The following is a 22,258-nucleotide window of genomic DNA, read 5'->3' as shown; positions in this document are numbered from 1 at the left end:
ACTACTGAAAACTAGTGTGAAAAGCCGGAAACTTGTTATGGAATTGTTATCAAGGTCTGTTGCTGAAGGGGCCTATGGTGTTAGTGGTACCTGCGGGGGAGCCTACTATTTCGCCTCAGCCTTGGTGATGCGCACCTCTTCAGTTGGGGCACCATCCGCAGCGCCTCCCTGCACGCCATTAGCTGCAACCTTGTCCAGAGTTTCCAATCCAGCCTCATCGATCTGACCGAAGTAGGTGTAGTTGGCGGCAAGTGGCGAATCCTTGAAGTTCAGGAAGAACTGGGAACCGTTGGTGTCCTTGCCCGAGTTTGCCATTGCTACAGAGCCTCGTGGGTAGATCACCTGTGGGTCGTCTGCCATCTCGTCAGTGGGGTACTCATTAGCGAAGGAGAATCCTGGACCACCGGTTCCGGTTCCAGATGGGTCGCCACATTGCAGCACGAACAGGCCAGCGGTGGTGAGGCGGTGGCACACAGTGTCGTCATAGAAACCGTTGCTCACGAGGTGCTCGATGGCGTTAACGGTACATGGCGACGCAGCACGGTCCAGCTCAAGTCCGATGGGGCCCTGGGAGGTGGTCAGGGTGACGTTCACAGTGCCCGTTGCTGGGACGCCGCTGGTCTTAGCCGGCGCGGTCACCGGTTTGGCTGCTTCGCCGCTGGCCGGGTAGGCACATTCCACAGTGTCCGGCAGGGCAGTGGCACGCTTCATGGCCAGTGGTTTTACTTCTAGCGCTTCGGTGGATGGCTGCGTCTGGGTGGATTCAGAGCCAGCCTCGGTTTCGGTGTCATTGGTTCGGGTGGCTGCGAACCAAATACCGCCGACGAGCGCCAGGATCACTACCGCGGCGGTCACGATGACGCCCAGTGGTTTCGTCTTTTCCGCTCGATCGCGGCTTTTCAGTTCCCGCTCGAGGCTGTGCATAGCTTGTTCGCGCCGTTGCTTATTAGAAGTCACAGTAGTGTTGCTTTCCATAGAAGAGGACATAAATCGTTCATTAATCCTAGTCGAGTGCCTTGGCAGAGTATGGTGAGGGCATGGAAATTATGGGGTTTGCCGCTGGGCCATTCCAAACAAACTGTTACTTCTGGGTCAACGAAGGCGCTTGTGTGATCATCGATCCCGGCATGCACGCCCACGATCGGGTGGTACAGGCCGTCGACAAGCAGCAGCTAAGAGTAGAGGCGATCGTGCTTACGCACGGTCACATCGACCACACGCGCGACGCCGGCTCGTTGGCGCAGCGGTTCGGGGTGCCGGTGTACATCCACCCTGAGGATGAGTTCATGCTCGATAAGGGGGCGGGCATGAGGGAGGAAACGCGGCAGCTTTTCGACGCAGACAGCATGGTTGCTATTTCCGACCTGAAACTGATGAACCACGGCGATAACGTCTCCATGGCCGGTGTGGACTTTGAGGTCCGCCACACCCCTGGCCACTCGCCAGGATCAGTGCTGCTCGTGAACGCCGACGCACAGGTGTGCTTCGCGGGCGATGTCCTTTTTAAAGGCTCGATCGGTCGAACCGACCTGAACTTCTCCAATCACGCGCACATGCTGACCTCGCTGCGGGAACAAGTCCTCACTCTGCCGGATGAAATGAATGTGCTGCCGGGACACGGGGGCGTTACTACGATCCGGGCCGAGCGTGCCACTAACCCCTTCCTGCAACAACTGAAATAGAACAAGGTAAAGTTTTTCGTTGTGAGTCAAGCAAAGAAATTCCAGCCCCTGTCCGCTCCCAAAGGCGTGCCGGACTACGTCCCACCGGTCTCCCCGGAGTTCCTCGCCGTGCGCAACACCTTTGCGCATCAAGCACACCTCGCTGGATACGAGCACATCGAGCTGCCGATCTTTGAAGAAACCGCCCTGTTTGCCCGCGGCGTCGGTGAATCCACCGACGTGGTGTCTAAGGAGATGTACACGTTCGCCGATCGTGGGGATAGGTCCGTGACCTTGCGCCCCGAGGGCACCGCCGGTGTGATGCGCGCCGTCATTGAACACGGCCTCGACCGGGGACAGCTACCCGTGAAACTCACCTATGCTGGCCCATTCTTCCGGTACGAACGCCCCCAGGCTGGCCGCTACCGCCAGCTGCAGCAGGTGGGCGTCGAGGCCATCGGCATCGATGACCCAGCCCTCGACGCTGAGGTCATTGCCCTGGCGGATCGCTGCTTCCGCTCCATCGGCCTAAGTGGCTTCCGTCTGGAGCTCACCAGCCTTGGCGACGACACCTGCCGCCCGGCCTACCGTGAAAAGCTGCAAGAATTCCTGTTCAAGCTGCCGCTCGACGAAGAAACCCGCCGTCGCGCTGACATCAATCCGCTGCGCGTTCTGGACGACAAACGCCGAGAAATGAAAGAGCTGCTAGTCGACGCGCCACTTATGCTCGACCACCTCTCCGACGAGTCTAAGGCCCACTTCGACACCGTCCTCGGCCTGCTCGACGACATGGGCGTGCCGTACGTCATCAACCCGCGTATGGTCCGTGGACTTGACTATTACAACAAGACCACCTTCGAATTCGTCCACGACGGCCTCGGTGCCCAATCCGGCATCGGTGGCGGCGGCCGCTACGACGGGCTCATGGCCCAACTCGGCGGTCAGGAGCTCTCCGGCGTTGGTTTCGGCCTGGGCGTAGACCGCGCTCTGCTCGCCCTCAAGGCTGAGCAACAGCAGGTCACTGCGGGAAACCGCGTCGATGTCTATGGTGTGGCCATGGGCGCAGAAGCCAAGCGCCGGATGGTCGGCCTGATTAACGAGCTGCGCGTCGCTGGGATCTCCGCCGACATGGCATACGGCGATCGCGGGCTCAAGGGAGCGATGAAGGGCGCAGACCGGGCAGGCGCAGCCTACGCCCTCGTGCTCGGCGACCGGGAGTTGGAATCCGGCGTGGTGGCAGTGAAGAACCTCGCCGAACATTCACAGGAAGAGGTGGCGCTGGAGAGCGTCGTGAAGCAGCTCGGTGCAGCGCTCGGCTAACACTCCGTGTGGTTGACCGGCAACCCAATATGTACAGCGAGGCCTCCCATGGAGGTCTCTTTGTATTTGCTCATCATGTCGCGGCCGGTGTCGGCCATCGTGCGGACGCAATCGTCGAGCGACACGTGGTGGATACCAGTGCCCAGGTTCGCCAATCGCGCCGCGTTGATCGCCTGCACCGCCGCGATGGCGTTGCGTTCGATACATGGAATCTGCACTAGACCACCCACCGGATCGCAGGTGAGCCCCAGGTTATGCTCCAGCGCAATCTCGGCGGCGTTAGCGACCTGCTCCGGGGTGCCTCCCAAAATTTCGCTTAGGCCTGCAGCAGCCATTGCAGCCGCGGAACCCACCTCGCCCTGGCAGCCGACCTCGGCACCAGAGATCGAGGCGTTTTCCTTGATAATCAGGCCCACAGCGGCGGCCGCCAGCAAGAATCGGCGTGATTCGGCCTTAGTGAATTGTGGCAGGAAATCGCGGGCGTAGTGCATCACCGCAGGAATAATACCAGCGGCGCCATTGGTCGGGGCTGTGACAATCCGGCCGCCGGCGGCGTTCTCTTCGTTCACCGCGAGGGCATAGAGGTTCACCCACTCCATCGCTCCGAACGCATCGGTGGCAAGCTGCTCCCGCTTCCGTACCAGCTGCTTGTAGAGGCCCGGCGCGCGACGTTCCACGTTCAATCCGCCCGGCAGTATGCCTTCCGTAGAGATACCGGCAGTGACGCACTCGCGCATCGTCTGGTACACCAGGTCGAGATGTGCTTCTACGGATTCCCAGCCGTGCAACGCAGTCTCATTGGCCTTCATGAGGTCTGAGATGCTGAGGTCATACTTGTGGCACAGCATGAGCAAGCGGGCGCTGGAGGTGAAATAGTAGGGGACATCGTCGGGGCGGCCGGTGGTGGACACGCCGGCGCCGACACCGCCTTGGTTGTGCTGTTCCTCGTATTCAGGGGCGGAAAGGATGAAGCCACCACCTACGGAGTAGTAGCACTCCTCCTGGTCCCCGGCGCGGAAGATGACTGCGTTGGGGTGTGCGGGCAGAGGTTCGGTGTCAAAGGTGATGGAATAGGTAAGTCCGCCGGGCAAGGTTCCGCTGGCGGGGATGTCGGAGCCTGCGGTGGGTTCTACGTCGGCGGGCACTGTGGCGGGGGCAAAGCCTTGGAGGCCTAGGAGGACTGCACGGTCAGTGCTGTGTCCTTTGCCGGTGGCGGCGAGTGAGCCACGCAGTTCGATGTCCACGTGCGTGGCGGGGTGTTCTGTGATGAATCGTTGGGCCGCGCGCATCGGTCCCACGGTATGGGAGGAAGAAGGGCCAATACCTACGCTAAAGAGATCTACGACACTAATCGTCATAGCACGCGATTTTAGTTATATTTCCTTATTCTGTCCGCGAAGCTGCCTTCTCCCAGGTCATCTGCCTCTCCGTCGCGTGCGAAGGTACCACCGAGCCCGCCGACGGTCGTACTTACCGACGTCAAACTGGTAGCCAATTCACCGGCTGCGCGCACGATCCGGTCCCCGAGTTCGTTGGAACCACCGAAGTCTTCGGTAGCAGCGAACACCGCGGTGGCGATGGTGCGTGCCCGCAGGAAGGAAAACAGGGGACGGACAGCGTGTTCGAGAGCGAGGGAATGCCGAGGGCTACCGGCAGTGGCGCCCATGAGTACCGGCTTATCGATGATCGCTTTTTGATCAATGATGTCGAAGAACATCTTAAATACGCCGGAGTAGCTTGCCTTGTAAATGGGTGTGACCACGATGAGAGCGCTCGCCGATTCCGTGCGCTCAATCGCGGCGCTGAGCTTCGGAGAGCTAAAACCAGGGTTGGTAAACGACTGCGCCAGGTCCATTACCAGGTCACGCAGGTCAATGTAGTGGATGTCTGAGGCTTCGCCACGCGTGGAAAGTGCGGTGGTCGTTGCTGCCGCGAGTTGCTCGGCGAGGGTGCGGCTCGAGGAGGGCGTCGATAAGCCTGCGTTGATCACAACGAGGTGATGCATTAACTTTCCTTTCCTGGCATGACCTTAAAGTGCGGCGAATCTGGTTGTGCTTTGAGGGTAGCGTGCGTGGGCGGATTGGATGGCACATGGTCCGGGCGACGCGCTTCCATACGACGGCGCAGCTCCGGAACGATGTCGCGACCGAGAATCTCGATCTGTTCGAGGACCATTGTAAGGGGCAGCCCGGCGTGGTCGATGAGGAAAAGCTGACGTTGGTAATCGCCGACCCAATCCGCGAACTGCATGGTGCGTTCGATGACCTGCTCGCACGTGCCGACGGTCAGTGGTGTTACTTCGGTAAATTCTTCTAGCGACGGTCCGTGACCATACACTGGGGCGTTGTCAAAATACGGGCGGAAGATGCGCTTTGCCTCGGCTTCAGAATCGGCCACGAAAATCTGACCGCCCAATCCGACGATCGCTTGGTCGGCCCTGCCGTGGCCGTATTGTTCGAAGCGGCGCCGATAGGAGTTCACCATGCGAGCGGTGTGTTCCTTGTTCCAGAAAATATTGTTGTGGAAGAATCCATCGCCATAAAAGGCTGCCTGATCTGCGATTTCGACCGAACGAATTGAGCCGTGCCACACGAACGGAGGCACGCCGTCCAGTGGGGCTGGGGTGCTGGTGTAGCCCCGCAGCGGGGTGCGGAACTCACCTTGCCAATTCACCACATCCTCGCGCCACAAACGACGAAGCAGGTGATAGTTTTCCACGGCGAGCGGGATGCCCTGGCGGATGTCCTTACCAAACCAGGGATACACGGGGCCGGTGTTCCCGCGACCCATCATCAGGTCCACGCGGCCACCCGATAGGTGCTGCAGGAACGCGTAGTCCTCCGCGATCTTCACCGGATCATTGGTGGTGATCAACGTGGTAGCGGTGGACAGGATAATGTTGTCGGTTTTTGCGGCAAGGTAGCCCAGGTGCGTGGTAGGGGATGAGGGGACAAAAGGCGGGTTGTGGTGCTCGCCAGTCGCGAACACATCAAGGCCTACCTCTTCCGCTTTGAGTGCGATGGCAGTCATGGATTGGATGCGCTCGGCCTCGGTGGGGCTGCGCCCGGTGGTGGGATCCGTAGTGACGTCGCCGATGGTAAAAATTCCGAATTGCATGTGGATCCTAACTGACCGAGAAAATATTGTTACATCAACAATAATGCTTTTTGTTAGCGTTTTCGAACAGCCCTCACCGGCTCGGTTGCCGCATGGAGAGTAGGCAGATCGCTACGACCGATGACGCGCAGCGGGGTCTCATGCTGGTGCCCGTTCTCTGTGATCAGCGCAAACTGGATCGAGCCGGGGCTAAGGAGAGTGAGCAGAGCCGTCGTGGCCGAGACATTACGAGGCAAAAACTCCACCGCCTCCGAGTTACTGGCGTAGCGTAAAACGTCAGTGACCGTCATAGCATCGAGTGTGCCGTTATCCGTATAGTCATTGGCCACCCACCGGGTGAGTGTGCGGGCGGAAAGTAAGCCATGAAACCGGCGCCCCTGATACACGGGGAACTGGGTGAACTGTGTCGTGCGCACTAGCTCCAACACGTCAGCGATGGTATCTTCCGGGCCCACCGTCCGCACGGGGAGGGGGCCGAGGACAGTGAGAGCTGACGGGGGATGAAGCAAACTATCTCGAATAGCCTCAATGGTTGTGATTGTTTGTTCTCGGGGGTCAGCGATCGGCTGACCATCATCGAACTCGCCGTGGTCAATTGCGTTCCGTAACTCCGCATAGTCCAACAACGTGCGTGACTGGCGCTCTGTCATGATCCGGCGCTGCGCTGCCTGACGCACCATCCAGGAAAAGCTATCGGAATTTCGTGCATTCAAGGCGTTCCGAAGGTGGCTCTCGATGGCGTTAAAAGCTGCGAGAAAAGCTGTGGCTGGCGACGTGGTCATACCTTCCAGACTAGGTCAGGAGACGGGCCGGAGCCCGGTGAGCACAATATCGACCAGTCGGGTTTCCACGTTCGGCACCGCCGGCAGGATGGTAGTGACTGCTGGCCGGGCTGCCTGAATAATGCCGTTAATAAACAGTGCGGAAGAAATATCCGCCCGCACCAGTCCATGCTGCCGGGCCAAGCCGACAATCCGTCGATTGTTGGCTGTGATCTGGTCGCGGAACTCCAAGAAGTGGGGAAGTAGCTCGCGCACCGTGTCATCACTCGCTTTGACGATCAGCGGAGCCAAGCCAAGGTCAATAAGACCATGAGCGTAGGCGTGCCACTTTCGTTCCGGTTCTGATTCGAAAGAGGCAAGCGTGTCTTCTTGGAGGCTGACGATCGCGGCCAGGAGGTCGTCGAGAAGCGCGATGAGCAATGCATCCTTGTCGCGGAAGTTGCGGTACACGGTGGCGATGCCCACCCCGGCCACTTTGGCTACATCCTCCAACGTGCCTGAGTCTGGGCCGGCTGCGAAAACAGTCTTCGCGGCCTCGATAATTGCCTCTCTGCGTCGACGCGCATCAGCACGCATGGCTGGCTTCCCACCTCCATATTTGCGAATGTATCTCTGTAGGAGCATGATAGACCCACAGTTAAGTGATAGTCCAACCTCCGGTTAGGAAATTAGGAACCGATGCCCCCGGATACTTTTTTGCATGTTGACTCCCTTGTGGTCGCTACCGGACAACATGTCCCGGATTTCACCCTGACCACACCCCTCAATCTGGTCACCACAGGTCGGGAGTCTTCCGCAACCACCACTATGCTCACGCTCGCCGGACGCATGAAGCCGCGGGAAGGCAGCATCGTCCTGCGCGGAGTGGGCGGTGAGGAACTTTCCACGCCTCGCAGCATCGCGCAACAAGTTGCCCTCGCAGGTGTCCCGGACATCGACGGCCTCGACCGCAACGTCTCCGCCGCCACCTACATTCGCGAGGTATCTGCCTGGTCAGCGCCGTGGTACCGGCGCACCCCGCGCGACGTCGACCAGATCGAGCGGTGGAAAGAACTCGCAGAGCTGTTTGCCCTCGAGTTTGATCCGGCGCTGCACGTCGGCAAGCTGGGGCCCGCCGACCGCTTCCTGTTGCGTGTCGCTCTGGCACTCCTTGCGAGGCCCGAACCTGCCCTCGTCATCATCGACGACATCGACCAGGTTCGCAGCGGAGCCATCCGGGCAGATTTGATTTCTCAGCTCCGGCGCCTTTCTGAACGAGTGCCTGTCCTGGTGGCCTCAACCAATCCTGATGAACACTCAGACTTTGACACCGTTATTTCCCTGGACGGAGGAAGCGTCCAATGAACCTGTTCCACATTGGCTCTGAGTTGCGTCGATTTGCTACTGGCAAACTCCCACGCGCGGCCTTCGTTGTTCTCACTCTCCTCCCACTGATCTTCGGCGGATTGTTCCCCTGGGCATACTGGGACCCAATTACGGGCCTGAAAGACCTCCCCGTAGCGGTGGTCAATTCCGACACCGGAGCCGAGGTGAAGGGCGAGCACATCAACGCCGGTGAACAAGTCCAGCGCAAGCTCATCGAGAGCGACAAGGTCGGTTTTGTCGAAGCCACAGCGCAAGAGGCAGAACGTGGCGTCGCCGACGGTACCTACTATTTCGCGCTCGAACTGCCCACCGACTTTTCCGAGGCTGTGACCAGCGTCGATAGCGACAATCCGCATGCCGCGCAGATCGCCACGGTGTACAACAACGCTAACGGCTTCATCGCCACCATGCTGGGCAACACCGTCACAAACCAGGTCGTGAGCACCATCGACGCGGAACTCGGCAAAAAGGCCACCAACCAGCTGCTCATCGGCTTCAACACCATCAGTAGCGGTCTGGGGCAGGCAGCCGATGGCTCCAAGAAACTCAGCGACGGCGTCAGCCAGGCCCGCACCGGCTCCGATAAGCTCGCCGAGGGCAACCACACTCTCGCCGAGAAAAGCACCCAACTCAACAACGGTGCACAACAGCTTGCCAACGGCACATCCCAGCTAGACGCAGGGATTAAAAAAGCTGCCGACGGCGCAGTCCAGCTCGATAACGGACTGGGCCAGCTACAAGGGGCCACCACCCAGCTCGGTTCCGGAGCCTCCCAAATCGCTGCCGGGGTAGACAAGATCGTCGGGATGGCAGGCGGCCTCACCAACGCCCAAAACCAAGTGCTGGCTCCGCTGGTGAACGCTTCGGCGCAACTTCGCGCCCTGGGCATCCCAGCAGCGATCGACTTGGCCAACCAGTTTGATGGGGTCATTGCGTCGATAAGCCAGCAGGGCGTCGGGCCCGCATCGAAAACCGCCGCCGACCTGCAGCGCCTCCAGACCGGCGCGCACGCCCTCGCGTACCAGCTGGACAACCCTGAGTCCGAGTACCGCCAAGGCATGACCGCGGCTGGAACCGGCGCAAGCCAGCTGGCCACGGGACTTGGTGCGCTTTCAGAAGGGTCGGGCAAGCTTGTCATCGGCACGAAAACTCTCACCGCGGGCACCACGCAGCTTGTCGACGGCACCCAACAACTCTCCGTTGGAGCAGCCGCCTTGCGTGATGGCCTGGTGCAACTCGACGAAGGCTCCGGGGAGCTATCCCTAAAACTGAGCGACGCCAGCCAAAAAGTCCCCAACTTCGACGACGACAAACGCGAAAACGCCTCCACCATGCTGGGACGAATGGTCAACACCCACAATGAAGGGCAAGAGCTGACCAAATTCGGTGTCGGTCTCGCACCATTTTTCGCATCGCTGGCCATGTTCCTCGGCGGAACCATGATGTTCATGGTGCTGCGGCCCCTCAAGCGGCGTGCCATCGACGCCGGCATGCACCCCTTCCGGGTCGCTATTTCCTCCTGGATCCCCGGCATCATTATTGGCAGCCTCCAGGCCACCGCAGTATGGTTCGTCCTCGAATTCCTCCTCGGGGCCCACGCCGTACACCCACTCGGGCTGTGGGCTGCGCTGATTGGGGTATCCATGACCTTCGTGGCCGTCACTCAATCCATCAACGCCCTCGTGGGGACCTCGGCAGGCCGCTTGCTGTGCATCATTCTGATGGCGCTGCAACTTGTCTCTTCCGGTGGGCTCTACCCGCCGGAAACACAGCCAGCCTTCCTGCGCTGGTTCCACACGATAGACCCGATTACCTATTCAGTGAACCTGTTCCGACAGATGCTGGTAGGGGGACACTCCGTCTGGGACGGACGCCTCACGCAATCAATTCTGGTGCTCGGCTGCGTCCTCATCGGCGCACTCACCATCACCACGCTGTCCGCCTGGCGCGACCGGGTCATGAGCTTGGATACCCTGCATCCGGAGCTGAATATTTAGGGCAACCCGGATTTAGCGTACGGATGGGATTTTTTAAGCTGGAATCGTCCCATCTATACGCTAAATTTCCTATTAGCTTCTACTTATATACCCCGCGGCCGAGAGTGTCGCAGGACTTCATGGTGCCTTGCTGGTATCCCGTCATGAAAGCTTTAGCGCGGTCGGCGGAGGAGCCGTGGGTCCACAGGTCCGGTCGAACCTCGCCTCCGGACCGCTTTTGGATGTTGTCGTCGCCCACCGCAGCGGCTGTTTCCACAGCGGAACGGACCTGGTCGTTAGTGATTGTCTCCAGCATCGCGCCTTCGCCCTTGTCAGCGTGGTGGGCCCAGATGCCGGCGTAGCAGTCGGCCTGCAGTTCGATCTTGACCGCATTGGAATCTGCGCCCGGCTGGTTGTAGTTGGAAAGGCCGAGAGTGCCCTCGATCTTTTGTACGTGGTGCCCGAATTCGTGGGCCACAATGTACATCTGTGCCAGTGGTGCGTTGTCACCTCCGAGCTTTTCTAGCTGGTTGAAGAATGATACATCGAAGTAGGCGGTGTCGTCGGCAGGGCAGTAGAACGGACCGGTGTTAGCGGATGCCATACCGCAACCGGACATGGTCGAGTTGGTGAACACGACGAGTCCTGGCTTGGTGTACTGCAGTCCTGCCTGCTCGGGCAAAACCTTTTCCCACACCTTGTTGGTGGACACACCTGCTTCTTCCACTCGGCAGTCTGCGCGAGTGTTGGCGGCTTCCGCGCTATCGCAACCTTCGAGATATCCAGCCTCACCACTGGACTGTTGGGTGTTATCGCCGAGGATTTCACCGATATCGCCGGGGTTGCCACCGAGAAGTAGGAATAAGCCCACCAGCAGCAGGGAACCGATGCCACCACCAGCAGCGAGGCGTCGGCCTCCGCCTCCGGTGCGGGCGTACTTTTCGGAATAGTCAGCGTCTTCGCGGAATGTCATGGCGATAATCTTTCCACATCACTGGCGATAACGGGGCGTAATGGCGGTATTGGGTGAGGTAATCGTGTACTCCACCAACTGTGGCAGGTAGACTGGCCGACAGACTAAATGACGTTAGACGTTTTCGCTGGAAGGACACGATCTGAAGTGTTGCGTACGCACCTTGCGGGTGAACTCCGTAAAGAATCTGTTGGGCAAACTGTCACTTTGACTGGTTGGGTGGCGCGTCGTCGCGACCACGGTGGCGTGATCTTCATTGACCTGCGCGACCGCTCCGGCATCGCACAGGTTGTGTTCCGGGAAAGTGAAGTGGCCGAGCGAGCACACTCACTGCGTTCCGAATACTGCCTGCGTATCACCGGTGTTGTGGAAGCACGCCCGGAAGGTTCCGAGAACCCGAACCTTGCTTCCGGTGACATCGAAGTCAACGTCACCGAGCTGGAAATTCTCAACGAGGCAGCGGCACTGCCATTCCAGATCGACGACCAGTCGAACTCCGGTGAAGTCGGCGAGGAGACCCGACTGAAGTACCGCTACCTGGACTTGCGTCGGGAATCCCAGGGCAACGCGCTGCGCCTCCGTTCCGAGGTTAACAAGGCTGCTCGTCGCGTGCTGGATGCGAACGACTTCACCGAAATTGAAACCCCAACGCTCACGCGTTCCACCCCTGAAGGTGCCCGTGACTTCTTGGTTCCAGCTCGCTTGAAGCCAGGTTCCTGGTATGCGCTGCCGCAGTCCCCGCAGCTGTTTAAGCAGCTGCTGATGGTTGCTGGTATGGAGCGGTACTACCAGATCGCCCGTTGCTACCGTGACGAGGACTTCCGCGCCGACCGGCAGCCCGAGTTTACCCAGCTGGACATCGAAATGTCCTTCGTGGATCAGGACGACGTCATCGCGCTGGGTGAGCAGCTTGCCACCGAAATCTGGAAGCTCATCGGGTACGACGTACCAACGCCCATCCCACGGATGACCTACGCCGATGCCATGAAGTACTACGGCTCCGACAAGCCGGATCTTCGGTTCGACATCAAGATCGTGGAATGCACCGAGTTCTTCGCCAACACGACCTTCCGCGTGTTCAAGAATGACTACGTTGGTGCCGTCGTGATGCAGGGCGGTGCCTCCCAGCCACGTCGTCAGCTTGACGCATGGCAGGACTGGGCGAAGCAGCGTGGCGCCAAGGGCCTGGCCTACATTCTGGTGGGCGAGGACGGCGAACTGGCCGGCCCGGTAGCCAAGAACATCACCGATGAGGAGCGCGCAGGCATTGCAGCTCACGTCGGCGCGCAACCTGGTGACTGCATCTTCTTCGCAGCTGGCGATGCTAAGAGCTCCCGTGCGCTGCTTGGCGCTGCTCGTGGCGAGATCGCTAAGAAGCTGGGCCTGATCAAGGAAGGTGATTGGGCATTCACCTGGATCGTGGATGCGCCACTGTTCGAGCCTTCTGCCGATGCGACGGCCTCTGGCGACGTTGCGCTCGGTCACTCCGCGTGGACCGCAGTGCACCACGCATTCACCTCGCCGAAGCCGGAATGGATCGATACCTTCGATGAGAACCCAGGCGAAGCTACTGCATACGCCTACGACCTGGTATGCAACGGCAACGAAATCGGTGGCGGTTCCATCCGTATCCACCGCCGTGACGTGCAGGAACGCGTGTTCAAGGTGATGGGTATTACCGAGGAAGAAGCGCAGGAGAAGTTCGGCTTCCTTCTGGAGGCCTTCTCCTATGGTGCACCACCTCACGGCGGCATCGCTTTCGGTTGGGACCGTATCGTCTCCCTGCTGGGCGGCTTCGACTCCATCCGCGACGTTATCGCCTTCCCGAAGTCCGGTGGCGGCGTCGACCCGCTGACCGACGCTCCGGCACCGATCACCCCGCAGCAGCGTAAGGAAGCCGGCATCGACGCAAAGCCAAAGAAGGCTGAGCCGAAGAAGGCTGAGCTGAAAAGCTAGCGGACGACCAAGTATCGGAAAGTGGCTTGCGCGCAGATGCGTTGGCCACTTTCTTGTGTGACCTAGCCCCACAACTGTTGTTCAACCCCTGGGGCGCTTACGTAGAATAAAACTCAGTTGAACACTTACGTTCTAGGAAGGACCACGATATGCCAACCGATTCCGACATTGTCGGGCTGGCAGCGGAGCTGCTGTCTAAAAGGCTGGGTGGTACCCAAACGTTGTCTGATCCGGAGCCGTTGAGCGGTAATGGTTCGGCGCGGGTGCTTCGCGCACGATTGAGCCCGTCGCCGTTTCTAGACGAGCGCTCCGTGGTCATCAAGTACGTTCCGCCTTCCGAGGACGCGATCGATGATGCCGCCCTGATCCGCGAAATCGTCGCCTACCAGTTCACTAACTCTCTCGGTGAGGATGTGCGTCCGGGTCCGGTGCTGCTCGGTTACGACGTCGAACACCGCATCCTCGTTATCACCGACGCCGGTGATAGCGAAACCTACGAGCAGCTCCTGGCACACCCCGACCTGGAGGTGCGTAAGCAGCACCTGCGGAATTTGGGTCGGGCGTTGGGCAAGCTGCATGTGGCCACGGCTACGCACGAGCAGGACTTTGATGTGTTACTTGCGCGGATGCTCAAAGCGCACCCGGATACGGGACACCTGCAGAATCTGCGTGATCTTTCGCTGCTTGCCAGCATTGACAACGGCCTGGACCTGATCGAACAGTCGGGGGTTGCGGCGCCGGAGGAAGTGCGCCGTGTGGCGCGCGAAGCTAAACGACGCCTCACGTCCGGCAATCACAGGGCGTTCACACCGTTTGATTTGTCTCCCGACAACATTTTGTCGGCGAATCGCACCTATTTCCTGGATTACGAGTGGGCTGGTTTCCGCGATGTCACCTTCGACGTGGCCTGCGTCGTGGCGGGATTCCCACAGTTCGTGTCTGCCCGCATCATCACTGATGAGGAAGTGGATGCGTTTGTGGAGTCTTGGGCTCGTGAAGTCCGGGAGCTGTGGCCGAACGCTGATGATGTGAACCGTCGTGGCGGCCGGATTGTCACAGCTTTGATCGGTTGGGCTCTGGCTAGCGTGGCATACCTGTATCACGGTTCGATGAACCAGGCGGTGTCCCTGGTGGGTTCGGTAGACGAGTGGGACGGTGAGGTTGATCCCGAGCTTGAGGCGCTGATCGCTGCCGATTTGGACGCTGAGTTTAACCTGTTCACGGCAGATTTCTTGTCGGAGGGTACCCCGGAGGGGCGCCTTGCCCGCAAGGATTTGTACGAGACCTTTGAGGCCCTGGCCCGCTTCGCGGCACGCTGGGACGATGGCCGGTTCGCCCCAATCCAGGTGTTCGCCGAAACTATGGTCGATCGGCTCAGCTTGTCTGACGGGTAAACCGTGACTCAGTCGTCGTTGTTTCCTGAAGAACCCAGTACCGAGGCGAAGGACTATTTCCATCCTGACCACGGTGCTCCGCTGGCCGTTCGGATGCGCCCGCGGTCGTTGGACGAGGTGGTAGGCCAGCAGCAGGTGCTGGGCCCTGGGAAGCCGCTGCGCCGGATCATTGAAGGCAATGGGGAAGCGTCGGTGATCTTGTATGGTCCGCCCGGAACTGGCAAGACGACTATCGCCTCGCTGATCAGCGAGGCCACCGGCGATAACTTTGTAGGGTTGTCCGCGTTGAGCTCTGGCGTGAAGGAAGTTCGCGCGGTGATTGACAAGGCCCGCCGGGATCTCATTCACGGTAAGCGGACCGTGTTGTTCATTGATGAAGTGCATCGGTTTTCCAAGACTCAGCAGGACGCGCTGCTGGCGGCGGTGGAAAACCGGACCGTACTGCTCGTTGCAGCGACCACGGAAAATCCAAGCTTCTCCGTGGTGGCACCGTTGCTGTCGCGTTCCCTGCTGATCCAGCTGCATTCCCTGCCACCCGAGGCAATTAGGGAAGTATTGCAGCGCGCAATTCACGACGACCGTGGCCTGGCATCCCGGATCACCGCCAGTGCGGAAGCCGTTGAGATGTTGGTCCAGCTTGCCGGTGGTGATGCCCGTCGTTCGCTGACATACCTGGAGGCTGCTGCGGAAGCTGTGGACGACGGGAAAGAGTTGACTCCGGAGATCGTGGGAGCGAATATCAACCGGGCTGTCGCACGTTATGACAGGGATGGGGACCAGCACTACGACATTACGTCGGCGTTCATTAAGTCGATTCGTGGCTCTGACGTAGACGCCGCACTGCATTATTTGGCCCGGATGATTGATGCGGGGGAGGATCCTCGTTTTATTGCTCGACGGCTGGTGGTGCATGCGAGCGAGGATGTGGGGATGGCGGACCCGTCGGCCTTACAGACCGCCACTGCTGCATACCATGCTGTGAGTTTCATCGGGATGCCTGAGGGACGGCTGGCGTTGGCACAAGCCACCATTCACCTGGCCACAGCGCCGAAGTCGAACGCGGTGTACGTTGCGATAGACCGCGCGCTTTCCGACGTCCGTAGCGGCAACATCGGTGTGGTGCCGCCGCATTTGCGAGACGGCCATTACGCCGGAGCAAAGCAGCTCGGAAACGCAGTCGGCTACGCCTACCCGCACGATGATCCTAGGGGAGTGGTGCCCCAGCAGTATGTGCCGGAAGAATTAGCCGATGCTGTGTATTACGAACCGACAACCCATGGCGCTGAAAAGCGGTTGCATGACTTCCTTGGCCGGCTTCGCAGGATAGTGCGTGGCACGTCCTAGGCCTTCGGGCCCCTCGGGTGGTATGAGCCCGAACGTGTCGGTCGCCTGTTCAGAAAGTTGCCACCCTAGGTGCTTGGCCAAACCCCGGATACCCACCAAAGCGTCGTACCGCCGCAGTGCAGCGTCCACCAACACATCGGCCAGAAAAGTAAAGACGTCATCAAAAGTGACCGTGAAATCTGGTGGCAAGAAGTCGGAAACCAGCACAACAAATCCAGATATACATATCCAGGGCCTAAGATCTCTGCAGCTACCCCGCCCAAGTACCGAAACGCATCGGTGCGGGCTGCCAACCGGTCGGAGTCAGGGGTAGCTGGATCTGCATAGTAGAACGCCTCTGTATTGAAGGCCTCCAATTGCATCTGTCGCCCGAACTGAAAATCTGCATGGGAACTGGGCTAAGGTCCCTACGGTCAGCAAACATGGAGGCGTAGCCCCACAGTACTGTGGTAGGTCCCAAGGACAATGACGCCATCAAGTGCGCCTTGGCGTGCAGCACCGGGGCATCGGGACGATCCGGATGATAGAACAAGGCAAACGGTGGCTGGCCGTATAGGTCCATGTGACGGTGGAAATCCGTACGGACACCAGCTGGATTGTCGATCGTGGGTACGGTGTCTGGAAAAACCTTATAGCTAATCTGCCGGGTGAGTGCGCGTTGTTGAATCTCAGAGAAAAACAAGCCGTGTCTGCCGACGGCTCGGATTTCATTGAACTAATGAAGGGGAGAGTTCACGGCTCCGACAGTACCGAGAATGAAGAAAAAGTGTGGCCGTCGAAAAGCGCACTGTGCAACGGGGTAAACTGAGACGCTGTAACTTATCGCCCAACGAAGCAAGGAACATTCGTCGTGCAGACCCATGAAATCCGGGAACGATTCACCCAGCACTTTGTCAACGCCGGCCACACCGCAGTGCCCAGCGCGTCCCTGATTCTGGACGATCCAAACCTGCTGTTCGTTAACGCAGGCATGGTCCCTTTTAAGCCCTATTTCCTGGGTCAGCAGACACCTCCGTTTGAAACCGCCACCAGCATCCAAAAATGCGTGCGCACCCTGGACATCGAAGAGGTCGGCATCACCACCCGCCACAACACGTTCTTCCAGATGGCGGGCAACTTCTCCTTCGGCAACTACTTCAAAGAAGGCGCCATCAAGCACGCTTGGTCCCTGCTGACCAATCCGGTAGAAGAGGGTGGCTACGGCTTCGGTCCAGAGCGGCTCTGGGTGACTGTGTACTTGGATGACGACGAAGCTGCCGACATTTGGCACGAGCAGATTGGCCTGCCAAAGGAACGCATTCAGCGCCTCGGCATGGCGGACAACTACTGGTCCATGGGTGTTCCTGGCCCGTGCGGCCCCTGCTCCGAGATTTACTACGATCGCGGCCCAGAGTACGGTAAGGAAGGTGGCCCGATCGCCGATGATTCCCGGTACCTGGAGATCTGGAACCTCGTGTTCATGCAGAACGAACGCGGCGAGGGCATTGGCAAGGATAACTTTGAAATTCTCGGGCCGCTGCCGAAGCAGAACATCGATACCGGCATGGGCGTCGAACGTATCGCCTGCCTGCTGCAGGGCGTGGACAACGTCTACGAGACCGACCTCCTGCGTCCAGTGATTGATGTTGCGGAGAAACTCACCGGCGCCACCTACGGTGCTAAGGACGAGGACAACATCCGTTTCCGTGTCATTGCTGACCACTCCCGCACTGGCATGATGCTCATCCTCGACGGCGTCACCCCAGGTAACGAAGGCCGTGGCTACATCCTGCGTCGCCTGTTGCGCCGCATTATCCGCTCGGCACGACTGCTTGGCGCTACCGGCGCTACCATGGCCGAGTTCATGAACACCATCATGGACACCATGACCCCGTCCTACCCGGAGATCGCGGATAGCCGCGAGCGCATCCTCGCCGTGGCTGTCAATGAGGAAAAGGCCTTCCTGAACACCCTCGAATCCGGCACCAAGCTCTTCGAAGAAGCAGCCGCTGCGGCCAAATCTTCCGGCAAGACCATCCTGGACGGTGCGGAAGCATTCACACTGCACGACACCTACGGTTTCCCCATCGACCTCACCCTGGAAATGGCGGCAGAAGCTGGGCTGTCTGTGGATGAGGACCGTTTCCACGCCCTGATGGCTGAGCAGAAGGCCCGCGCCAAGGCTGATTCCCAGGCAAAGAAGCACGGTCACGCTGACCTGTCTATTTACCGCGAGTGGGTGGATCAGAATCCGACCGAGTTCGTTGGATACGACAACCTCGATGCAGAGGCCAATGTCATTGGCTTGCTCTCTGGCGGGGAGAAGAAAACGTCCGTATCTCAGGGCGAAGAGGTCGAGGTGATCCTTGACGTGTCCCCGATGTACGCTGAGGCCGGTGGCCAGCTGGGCGACCGTGGCCTGATCAAGGCTGGTGGCGCGCTGCTGAGCGTCACGGACGTGCAGAAGATCGGTAAGAAGCTTTGGGTGCACAAGGCGGTGGTGACCGAAGGTGAGCTGGGACTGGAGCGGGTCACCGCGAGTGTGGATAAGCAGTGGCGTCACGCCGCTCGTCAGGCACACACCGGTACCCACCTGATCCACGCTGCGCTGCGCCAGGTACTCGGCCCAACAGCTGTCCAGGCCGGTTCCATGAACAAGCCTGGCTACCTGCGGTTCGACTTTAACTACACCGAGGCTCTCACCCCGGAGCAGCTGCACGAGATCGAGCAGATCACCAACCAAGCCGTGGATAACGACTGGGCTGTCAACACCATCGAAACCAGCCTGGCGGAAGCCAAAGCCATGGGTGCGCTAGCCCTGTTTGGCGAAAACTATGGCGACGAAGTTCGCCTGGTGGAGATCGGTGGTCCGTTCTCCATGGAGCTGTGTGGTGGTACCCACGTGTCTCACTCGTCCCAGGTTGGTCCAGTTGCCGTCCTTGGTGAATCCTCCGTGGGCTCCGGCGTGCGTCGCATCGAGGCCTACTCCGGCATGGATTCCTTCAGCTACCTGTCCAAAGAACGCGCCCTTGCGGCTGGTCTGGCAGCTTCGCTCAAGGCACCATCGGAGGAACTACCGGATCGTATCGCAGCGCTCACTGAAAAGCTCAAGGCGGCAGAAAAAGAAGTTGAGCGGATGCGCGCAGCTCAGCTCGCAGCCGACAGCTTGAAGCACGTGGACTCCGCTCAGAACGTCAACGGGTTCAAGGTGGTCACGGCGCAGTTGGCCAAGGGCGTGCAGGCTGGTGACTTGCGTGGCATCGCTACGCAGATGCGTGACAAGCTCTCCGCCCAGGACGCCGTGATCGTGCTGGCAGCGGAGGCCGGCGACAAGGTGCCGTTCATCGTCGCCGCTACCAAGTCCGCCATCGACCGAGGCGTCAAGAGTGGTGACTTGGTCAAGTTGATGGGCCAGTACGTGGACGGCCGTGGCGGTGGAAAGCCGGACATGGCACAAGGCGCAGGTACCAACGCTGCTGGGCTACACGAGGCATTTGCCGCTGTAAAGCACGAGTTGGAGCAGCGCTAAGAGTTTTCAGACACGCCCAGGGCATTGCCCTGTGGCGGGCCGGAAACCCGCTAAGTTGAAAACATGGTGAAACCGGACATCCCAGGGGAAAATGACCCAGGCCAAGGCCGACGGCTCGCGTTGGACGTGGGTACTGTCCGTATCGGGGCTGCCTACTCAAATAGAGAAGCAACCTTGGCGATGCCCCTGGAAACCATCGCCCGCACTACCGGCCTGAAAGACCGCGATTCCACTGATATCGAGCGGATCTTGGCCCTCATCGAGGAATACGATGTCGTGGAGGTAGTCGTGGGACTGCCCCGTGATCTGCAAGGCAATGGTTCTCGCAGCGTCAAACACGCCAAGGACATTGCCTTCCGCATCAAGCGACGAAAAGACATCGCCGTGCGCCTCGGTGACGAGCGGCTCACTACGGTAGCAGCCCTCGGGGCTGTTCACGCTGCTGGGCGAACAGAAAAGCAAACCCGCGCCGTGATTGACCAGATCGCGGCCGTGGAAATCCTGCAATCGTGGCTCGACGCACGCCACCGGTACCTAGAAAGGGCTTGAACGACATGCGTATGGAACCTAAGTACCGGAAGCGCCGTGAGCGTGGCCTCGCCGTGCTGGTAGCCTGCCTCCTCCTCATCATTGGAGCGATCGTGTTCATTGGATACACCCGTGCGAATCCCCCGAGCCTGGGAGACTTCAAAGGTGCCGGAAATGGCGAGGAAGTCATGGTGGAAATCGCGGAAGGCGAGAGCGTTTCTCAACTCGGCCCCGAGCTTGTGAAACTGGGCGTGGTGAAGTCCAACGGCGCGTTCCAGCGGGCCGCCGGTCAAAACGATGCCGCCGCTACTGTCTCGCCTGGGTTCTACCGGGTGCAGAAGGAAATGTCGGCTGCCGACGCGGTAGCGGCGCTGGTTGATCCTAAGAACAAGGTGGAGTTGTTGCAGGTGCCGGGCGGACAAACCCTGGCTGATGTGACGGTCGTTGGCGGTGAAACCCGCAAAGGTATTTACTCCACCATTGAAGATGTGACGTGCAAGCACTCAAACAACTGTGTGAACGTCGCGCAACTCGAGCAGGTTGCGGCCTCAGCAGACCCGAAGGCGCTCGGGGTGCCGGAGTGGGCGGTAGCGGACGTCGTGAAGCGTGGCAATGACCCGAAGCGTCTGGAGGGCCTTATCGCCCCAGGGCAGTACGTGATCAACCCTAGCCACGACGCCACCGCCATCCTTACCGATCTGATCACCCGCTCCGCGAAGCAGTATGAGGATTCCGGTATTGTTGAGCGCTCTGCCGCCATGAAGCTCACGCCGTATCAGCTGCTCACCGCAGCATCGCTGGTGGAGCGGGAGGCACCGCGCGGTGACTTCGATAAGGTCGCGCGAGTGATCCTGAACCGCCTCGCCGAGCCGATGCGCCTGGAATTCGACTCTACGGTCAACTATGGGCTCCCCACCGTGGAGGTCGCCACCACGGACGAGGATCGCAAGCGCGAAACCCCGTGGAACACCTACACCAAGGAAGGCCTGCCGGAAACCCCGATCTCCGCAGCGTCTATGCAAGCTATCGAGGCCATGGAAAATCCCGCAGAGGGAGACTGGTTGTTCTTCGTCACCGTTAGCAAGGACGGCACCACGAAGTTCAACCGCACCTTCGAGGACCACCAGCGCGATACGAACGAAGCGATCGCGAACGGCGTGTTGGATAGTCAGCGCTAATGCCACACGCAGCTGTTTTAGGAAGCCCGATCGCTCACTCGCTCTCCCCGTTGCTCCACAACGCGGGGTACGCGGCCTTAGGGCTCGATGACTGGACATACACCGCGATCGAATGCACCGCGGAGCAGCTGCCGACGCTGATTGACCCATCATTCGCCGGTTACTCAGTGACCATGCCCTGCAAATTTGCGGCCCTCGACGCAGCGACCGAGGTCACTGATCGGGCCCGCGAGATCGGCTCAGCTAACACCTTGGTACGCCGTGGCAACGGGTGGCTCGCGGACAACACCGACTGCCTCGGTGTGCTCGGCGCGCTCGAAGAACTCGATGTCGCACCCCGTACCGCCGTTGTCATCGGCGCAGGTGGTACTGCGCGCTCCGTGCTGTGGGCGCTGCGCGAGCTCGGCGTCTCGGACGTCACCGTGATGAACCGCAGCGACCGCACGAAGGAACTCGCCGGGCTTGCCGACGCCCAGTGGCTGCCACTCGGGACCATTCCGGACGCTGATGTGGTGGTCTCTACGCTACCCGGTGCCGCCGCGGCCGAGCTGAGCATCGATGCGCCCTTGTTTGACGTCAGCTACAGCCCCTGGCCACCGCCACTGATCGCGCAGGCCGCGTCGAAAAACTTGCCACACGTGGCTGGGCACGTCATGCTCGCGCACCAGGCATACGCCCAGTTTGAACTATTCACGGGCCAGCCGGCACCTCGCGATGCGATGCGCAGTGCGCTGGAGGCACGGTTGTTCCCCGCGCGCGAAGAGGCGTAACGCCTGCTAGCCTGATGCCCCATGGGGGTATTTTTCTGGGCCACTGCGCTGTGTGGCTATGACATCTGTTTTCGGCGCCTGCCGGATTGGCTGACTCTTCCGGCTATCGCGGTGGCGTGGTGGTGGCATCCGACTTGCATTCTTGGGGGAGTGGCATGGGCCGCGTTATACCTGCGACGTGGCGTCGGGGGTGGTGACGTCAAGTTGGCCGCCAGCCTGGGCACGCTGGCTGTAGCGGGCGGAATCATGGATTTATTCGCTGCGATTGCGCTGGCGTCGTTAGCAACGGTGTTACTGTGCCTCCTGCTGCGGCGCTCTGCACTGCCACACGGTCCAGCTATGATCGTGGCCACATTGCTAATAAGGGGGTATTAGCTTTAAGTGCA

General features: G+C 59.9%; 19 protein-coding genes. 12 read left to right on the top strand and 7 right to left on the bottom strand.

The annotated features are described in order from the left end of the window. Positions 1 to 105 precede the first annotated feature (105 nt). Positions 106 to 957 (bottom strand): peptidylprolyl isomerase, encoded by an 852-nt coding sequence (locus tag HW450_RS01245; RefSeq protein ID WP_182386241.1) that lies wholly within the window; start codon positions 955 to 957, stop codon positions 106 to 108. An 80-nt stretch (positions 958 to 1,037) separates the two neighbouring features. Here HW450_RS01245 and HW450_RS01240 point away from each other — a divergent pair, with 80 nt between their 5' ends. Together HW450_RS01240 and hisS are read left to right on the top strand one after the other, a co-directional pair. Next, positions 1,038 to 1,682: an MBL fold metallo-hydrolase gene (locus HW450_RS01240; protein WP_182386240.1), complete on the top strand. Its 645-nt coding sequence runs from the start codon at positions 1,038 to 1,040 to the stop codon at positions 1,680 to 1,682. Positions 1,683 to 1,703: 21 nt separating this feature from the next. Beyond that, on the top strand, positions 1,704 to 2,981 hold the full coding sequence (hisS, locus tag HW450_RS01235; protein ID WP_182386239.1) for a histidine--tRNA ligase: 1,278 nt from the start codon (positions 1,704 to 1,706) through the stop codon (positions 2,979 to 2,981). Here hisS and HW450_RS01230 read toward each other — a convergent pair. The 5 genes from HW450_RS01230 to HW450_RS01210 are packed head-to-tail and all read right to left on the bottom strand — an operon-like array spanning position 2,978 to position 7,456. Beyond that, the gene (locus HW450_RS01230) at positions 2,978 to 4,339 is read right to left on the bottom strand and encodes an L-serine ammonia-lyase (RefSeq protein ID WP_182386238.1); all 1,362 of its coding nucleotides are present in this window, start codon (positions 4,337 to 4,339) and stop codon (positions 2,978 to 2,980) included. The two genes, hisS and HW450_RS01230, sit on opposite strands and share 4 nt — an antisense overlap. A gap of 11 nt (positions 4,340 to 4,350) precedes the next feature. Continuing rightward, complete coding sequence (locus tag HW450_RS01225) at positions 4,351 to 4,986, bottom strand: CE1759 family FMN reductase (protein WP_182386237.1); 636 nt, start codon at positions 4,984 to 4,986, stop codon at positions 4,351 to 4,353. Next, positions 4,986 to 6,098, bottom strand: coding sequence for an LLM class flavin-dependent oxidoreductase (locus HW450_RS01220; RefSeq protein WP_182386236.1), 1,113 nt, complete (start codon positions 6,096 to 6,098; stop codon positions 4,986 to 4,988). Before HW450_RS01220 ends, HW450_RS01225 begins: the two co-directional genes overlap by 1 nt. A gap of 53 nt (positions 6,099 to 6,151) precedes the next feature. Continuing rightward, positions 6,152 to 6,880 carry a CBS domain-containing protein gene (locus tag HW450_RS01215; RefSeq protein WP_182386235.1) on the bottom strand — a complete coding sequence of 243 codons (729 nt, stop codon included), beginning with the start codon at positions 6,878 to 6,880 and terminating at the stop codon, positions 6,152 to 6,154. A 15-nt stretch (positions 6,881 to 6,895) separates the two neighbouring features. Next, positions 6,896 to 7,456 (bottom strand): TetR/AcrR family transcriptional regulator, encoded by a 561-nt coding sequence (locus HW450_RS01210; protein ID WP_182386234.1) that lies wholly within the window; start codon positions 7,454 to 7,456, stop codon positions 6,896 to 6,898. A gap of 102 nt (positions 7,457 to 7,558) precedes the next feature. Between HW450_RS01210 and HW450_RS01205 the strand changes: the two genes are divergently transcribed. Continuing rightward, a complete protein-coding gene (locus tag HW450_RS01205) occupies positions 7,559 to 8,224 on the top strand; it encodes a hypothetical protein (RefSeq protein ID WP_182386233.1) in 666 nt (221 codons plus the stop codon). After that, positions 8,221 to 10,242, top strand: a complete 2,022-nt coding sequence (locus tag HW450_RS01200) for a YhgE/Pip domain-containing protein (protein WP_182386232.1) — start codon at positions 8,221 to 8,223, stop codon at positions 10,240 to 10,242. The genes HW450_RS01205 and HW450_RS01200 overlap by 4 nt, the downstream gene beginning before the upstream one ends. 79 nt (positions 10,243 to 10,321) lie before the next feature. Here HW450_RS01200 and ypfJ read toward each other — a convergent pair whose 3' ends face one another. Continuing rightward, on the bottom strand, positions 10,322 to 11,194 hold the full coding sequence (gene ypfJ / locus HW450_RS01195; protein WP_182386231.1) for a KPN_02809 family neutral zinc metallopeptidase: 873 nt from the start codon (positions 11,192 to 11,194) through the stop codon (positions 10,322 to 10,324). A 147-nt stretch (positions 11,195 to 11,341) separates the two neighbouring features. On the opposite strand from ypfJ, the gene aspS reads away from it, so the two are divergent. From aspS to HW450_RS01155, 8 genes are all read left to right on the top strand, one after another. Continuing rightward, entirely contained in the window at positions 11,342 to 13,150 is a 1,809-nt protein-coding gene (gene aspS / locus HW450_RS01190) for an aspartate--tRNA ligase (protein ID WP_182386230.1), read from the top strand. Between the two features lie 149 nt (positions 13,151 to 13,299). Further along, positions 13,300 to 14,544, top strand: coding sequence for a phosphotransferase (locus tag HW450_RS01185; RefSeq protein WP_182386229.1), 1,245 nt, complete (start codon positions 13,300 to 13,302; stop codon positions 14,542 to 14,544). Positions 14,545 to 14,562: 18 nt separating this feature from the next. Beyond that, positions 14,563 to 15,888, top strand: coding sequence for a replication-associated recombination protein A (locus HW450_RS01180; RefSeq protein WP_232843355.1), 1,326 nt, complete (start codon positions 14,563 to 14,565; stop codon positions 15,886 to 15,888). 850 nt (positions 15,889 to 16,738) lie between these two features. Next, the gene (alaS, locus tag HW450_RS01175; protein WP_182386228.1) at positions 16,739 to 19,396 is read left to right on the top strand and encodes an alanine--tRNA ligase; all 2,658 of its coding nucleotides are present in this window, start codon (positions 16,739 to 16,741) and stop codon (positions 19,394 to 19,396) included. Positions 19,397 to 19,459: 63 nt separating this feature from the next. Further along, on the top strand, positions 19,460 to 19,945 hold the full coding sequence (gene ruvX / locus HW450_RS01170; protein ID WP_182386227.1) for a Holliday junction resolvase RuvX: 486 nt from the start codon (positions 19,460 to 19,462) through the stop codon (positions 19,943 to 19,945). A 5-nt stretch (positions 19,946 to 19,950) separates the two neighbouring features. Continuing rightward, positions 19,951 to 21,102, top strand: coding sequence for an endolytic transglycosylase MltG (gene mltG, locus HW450_RS01165; RefSeq protein WP_182386226.1), 1,152 nt, complete (start codon positions 19,951 to 19,953; stop codon positions 21,100 to 21,102). Then, the gene (locus tag HW450_RS01160) at positions 21,102 to 21,872 is read left to right on the top strand and encodes a shikimate dehydrogenase (RefSeq protein ID WP_182386225.1); all 771 of its coding nucleotides are present in this window, start codon (positions 21,102 to 21,104) and stop codon (positions 21,870 to 21,872) included. The genes mltG and HW450_RS01160 overlap by 1 nt, the downstream gene beginning before the upstream one ends. A 21-nt stretch (positions 21,873 to 21,893) precedes the next feature. Beyond that, positions 21,894 to 22,247 carry an A24 family peptidase gene (locus HW450_RS01155; protein WP_182386224.1) on the top strand — a complete coding sequence of 118 codons (354 nt, stop codon included), beginning with the start codon at positions 21,894 to 21,896 and terminating at the stop codon, positions 22,245 to 22,247. Positions 22,248 to 22,258: the final 11 nt, after the last annotated feature.

Origin of the sequence: Corynebacterium hindlerae, assembly GCF_014117265.1 — a bacterium.
Taxonomy (GTDB): domain Bacteria; phylum Actinomycetota; class Actinomycetes; order Mycobacteriales; family Mycobacteriaceae; genus Corynebacterium; species Corynebacterium hindlerae.
Note: the sequence above shows the minus strand (reverse complement) of the source record. Positions and strands in the feature narration are given on the sequence as shown.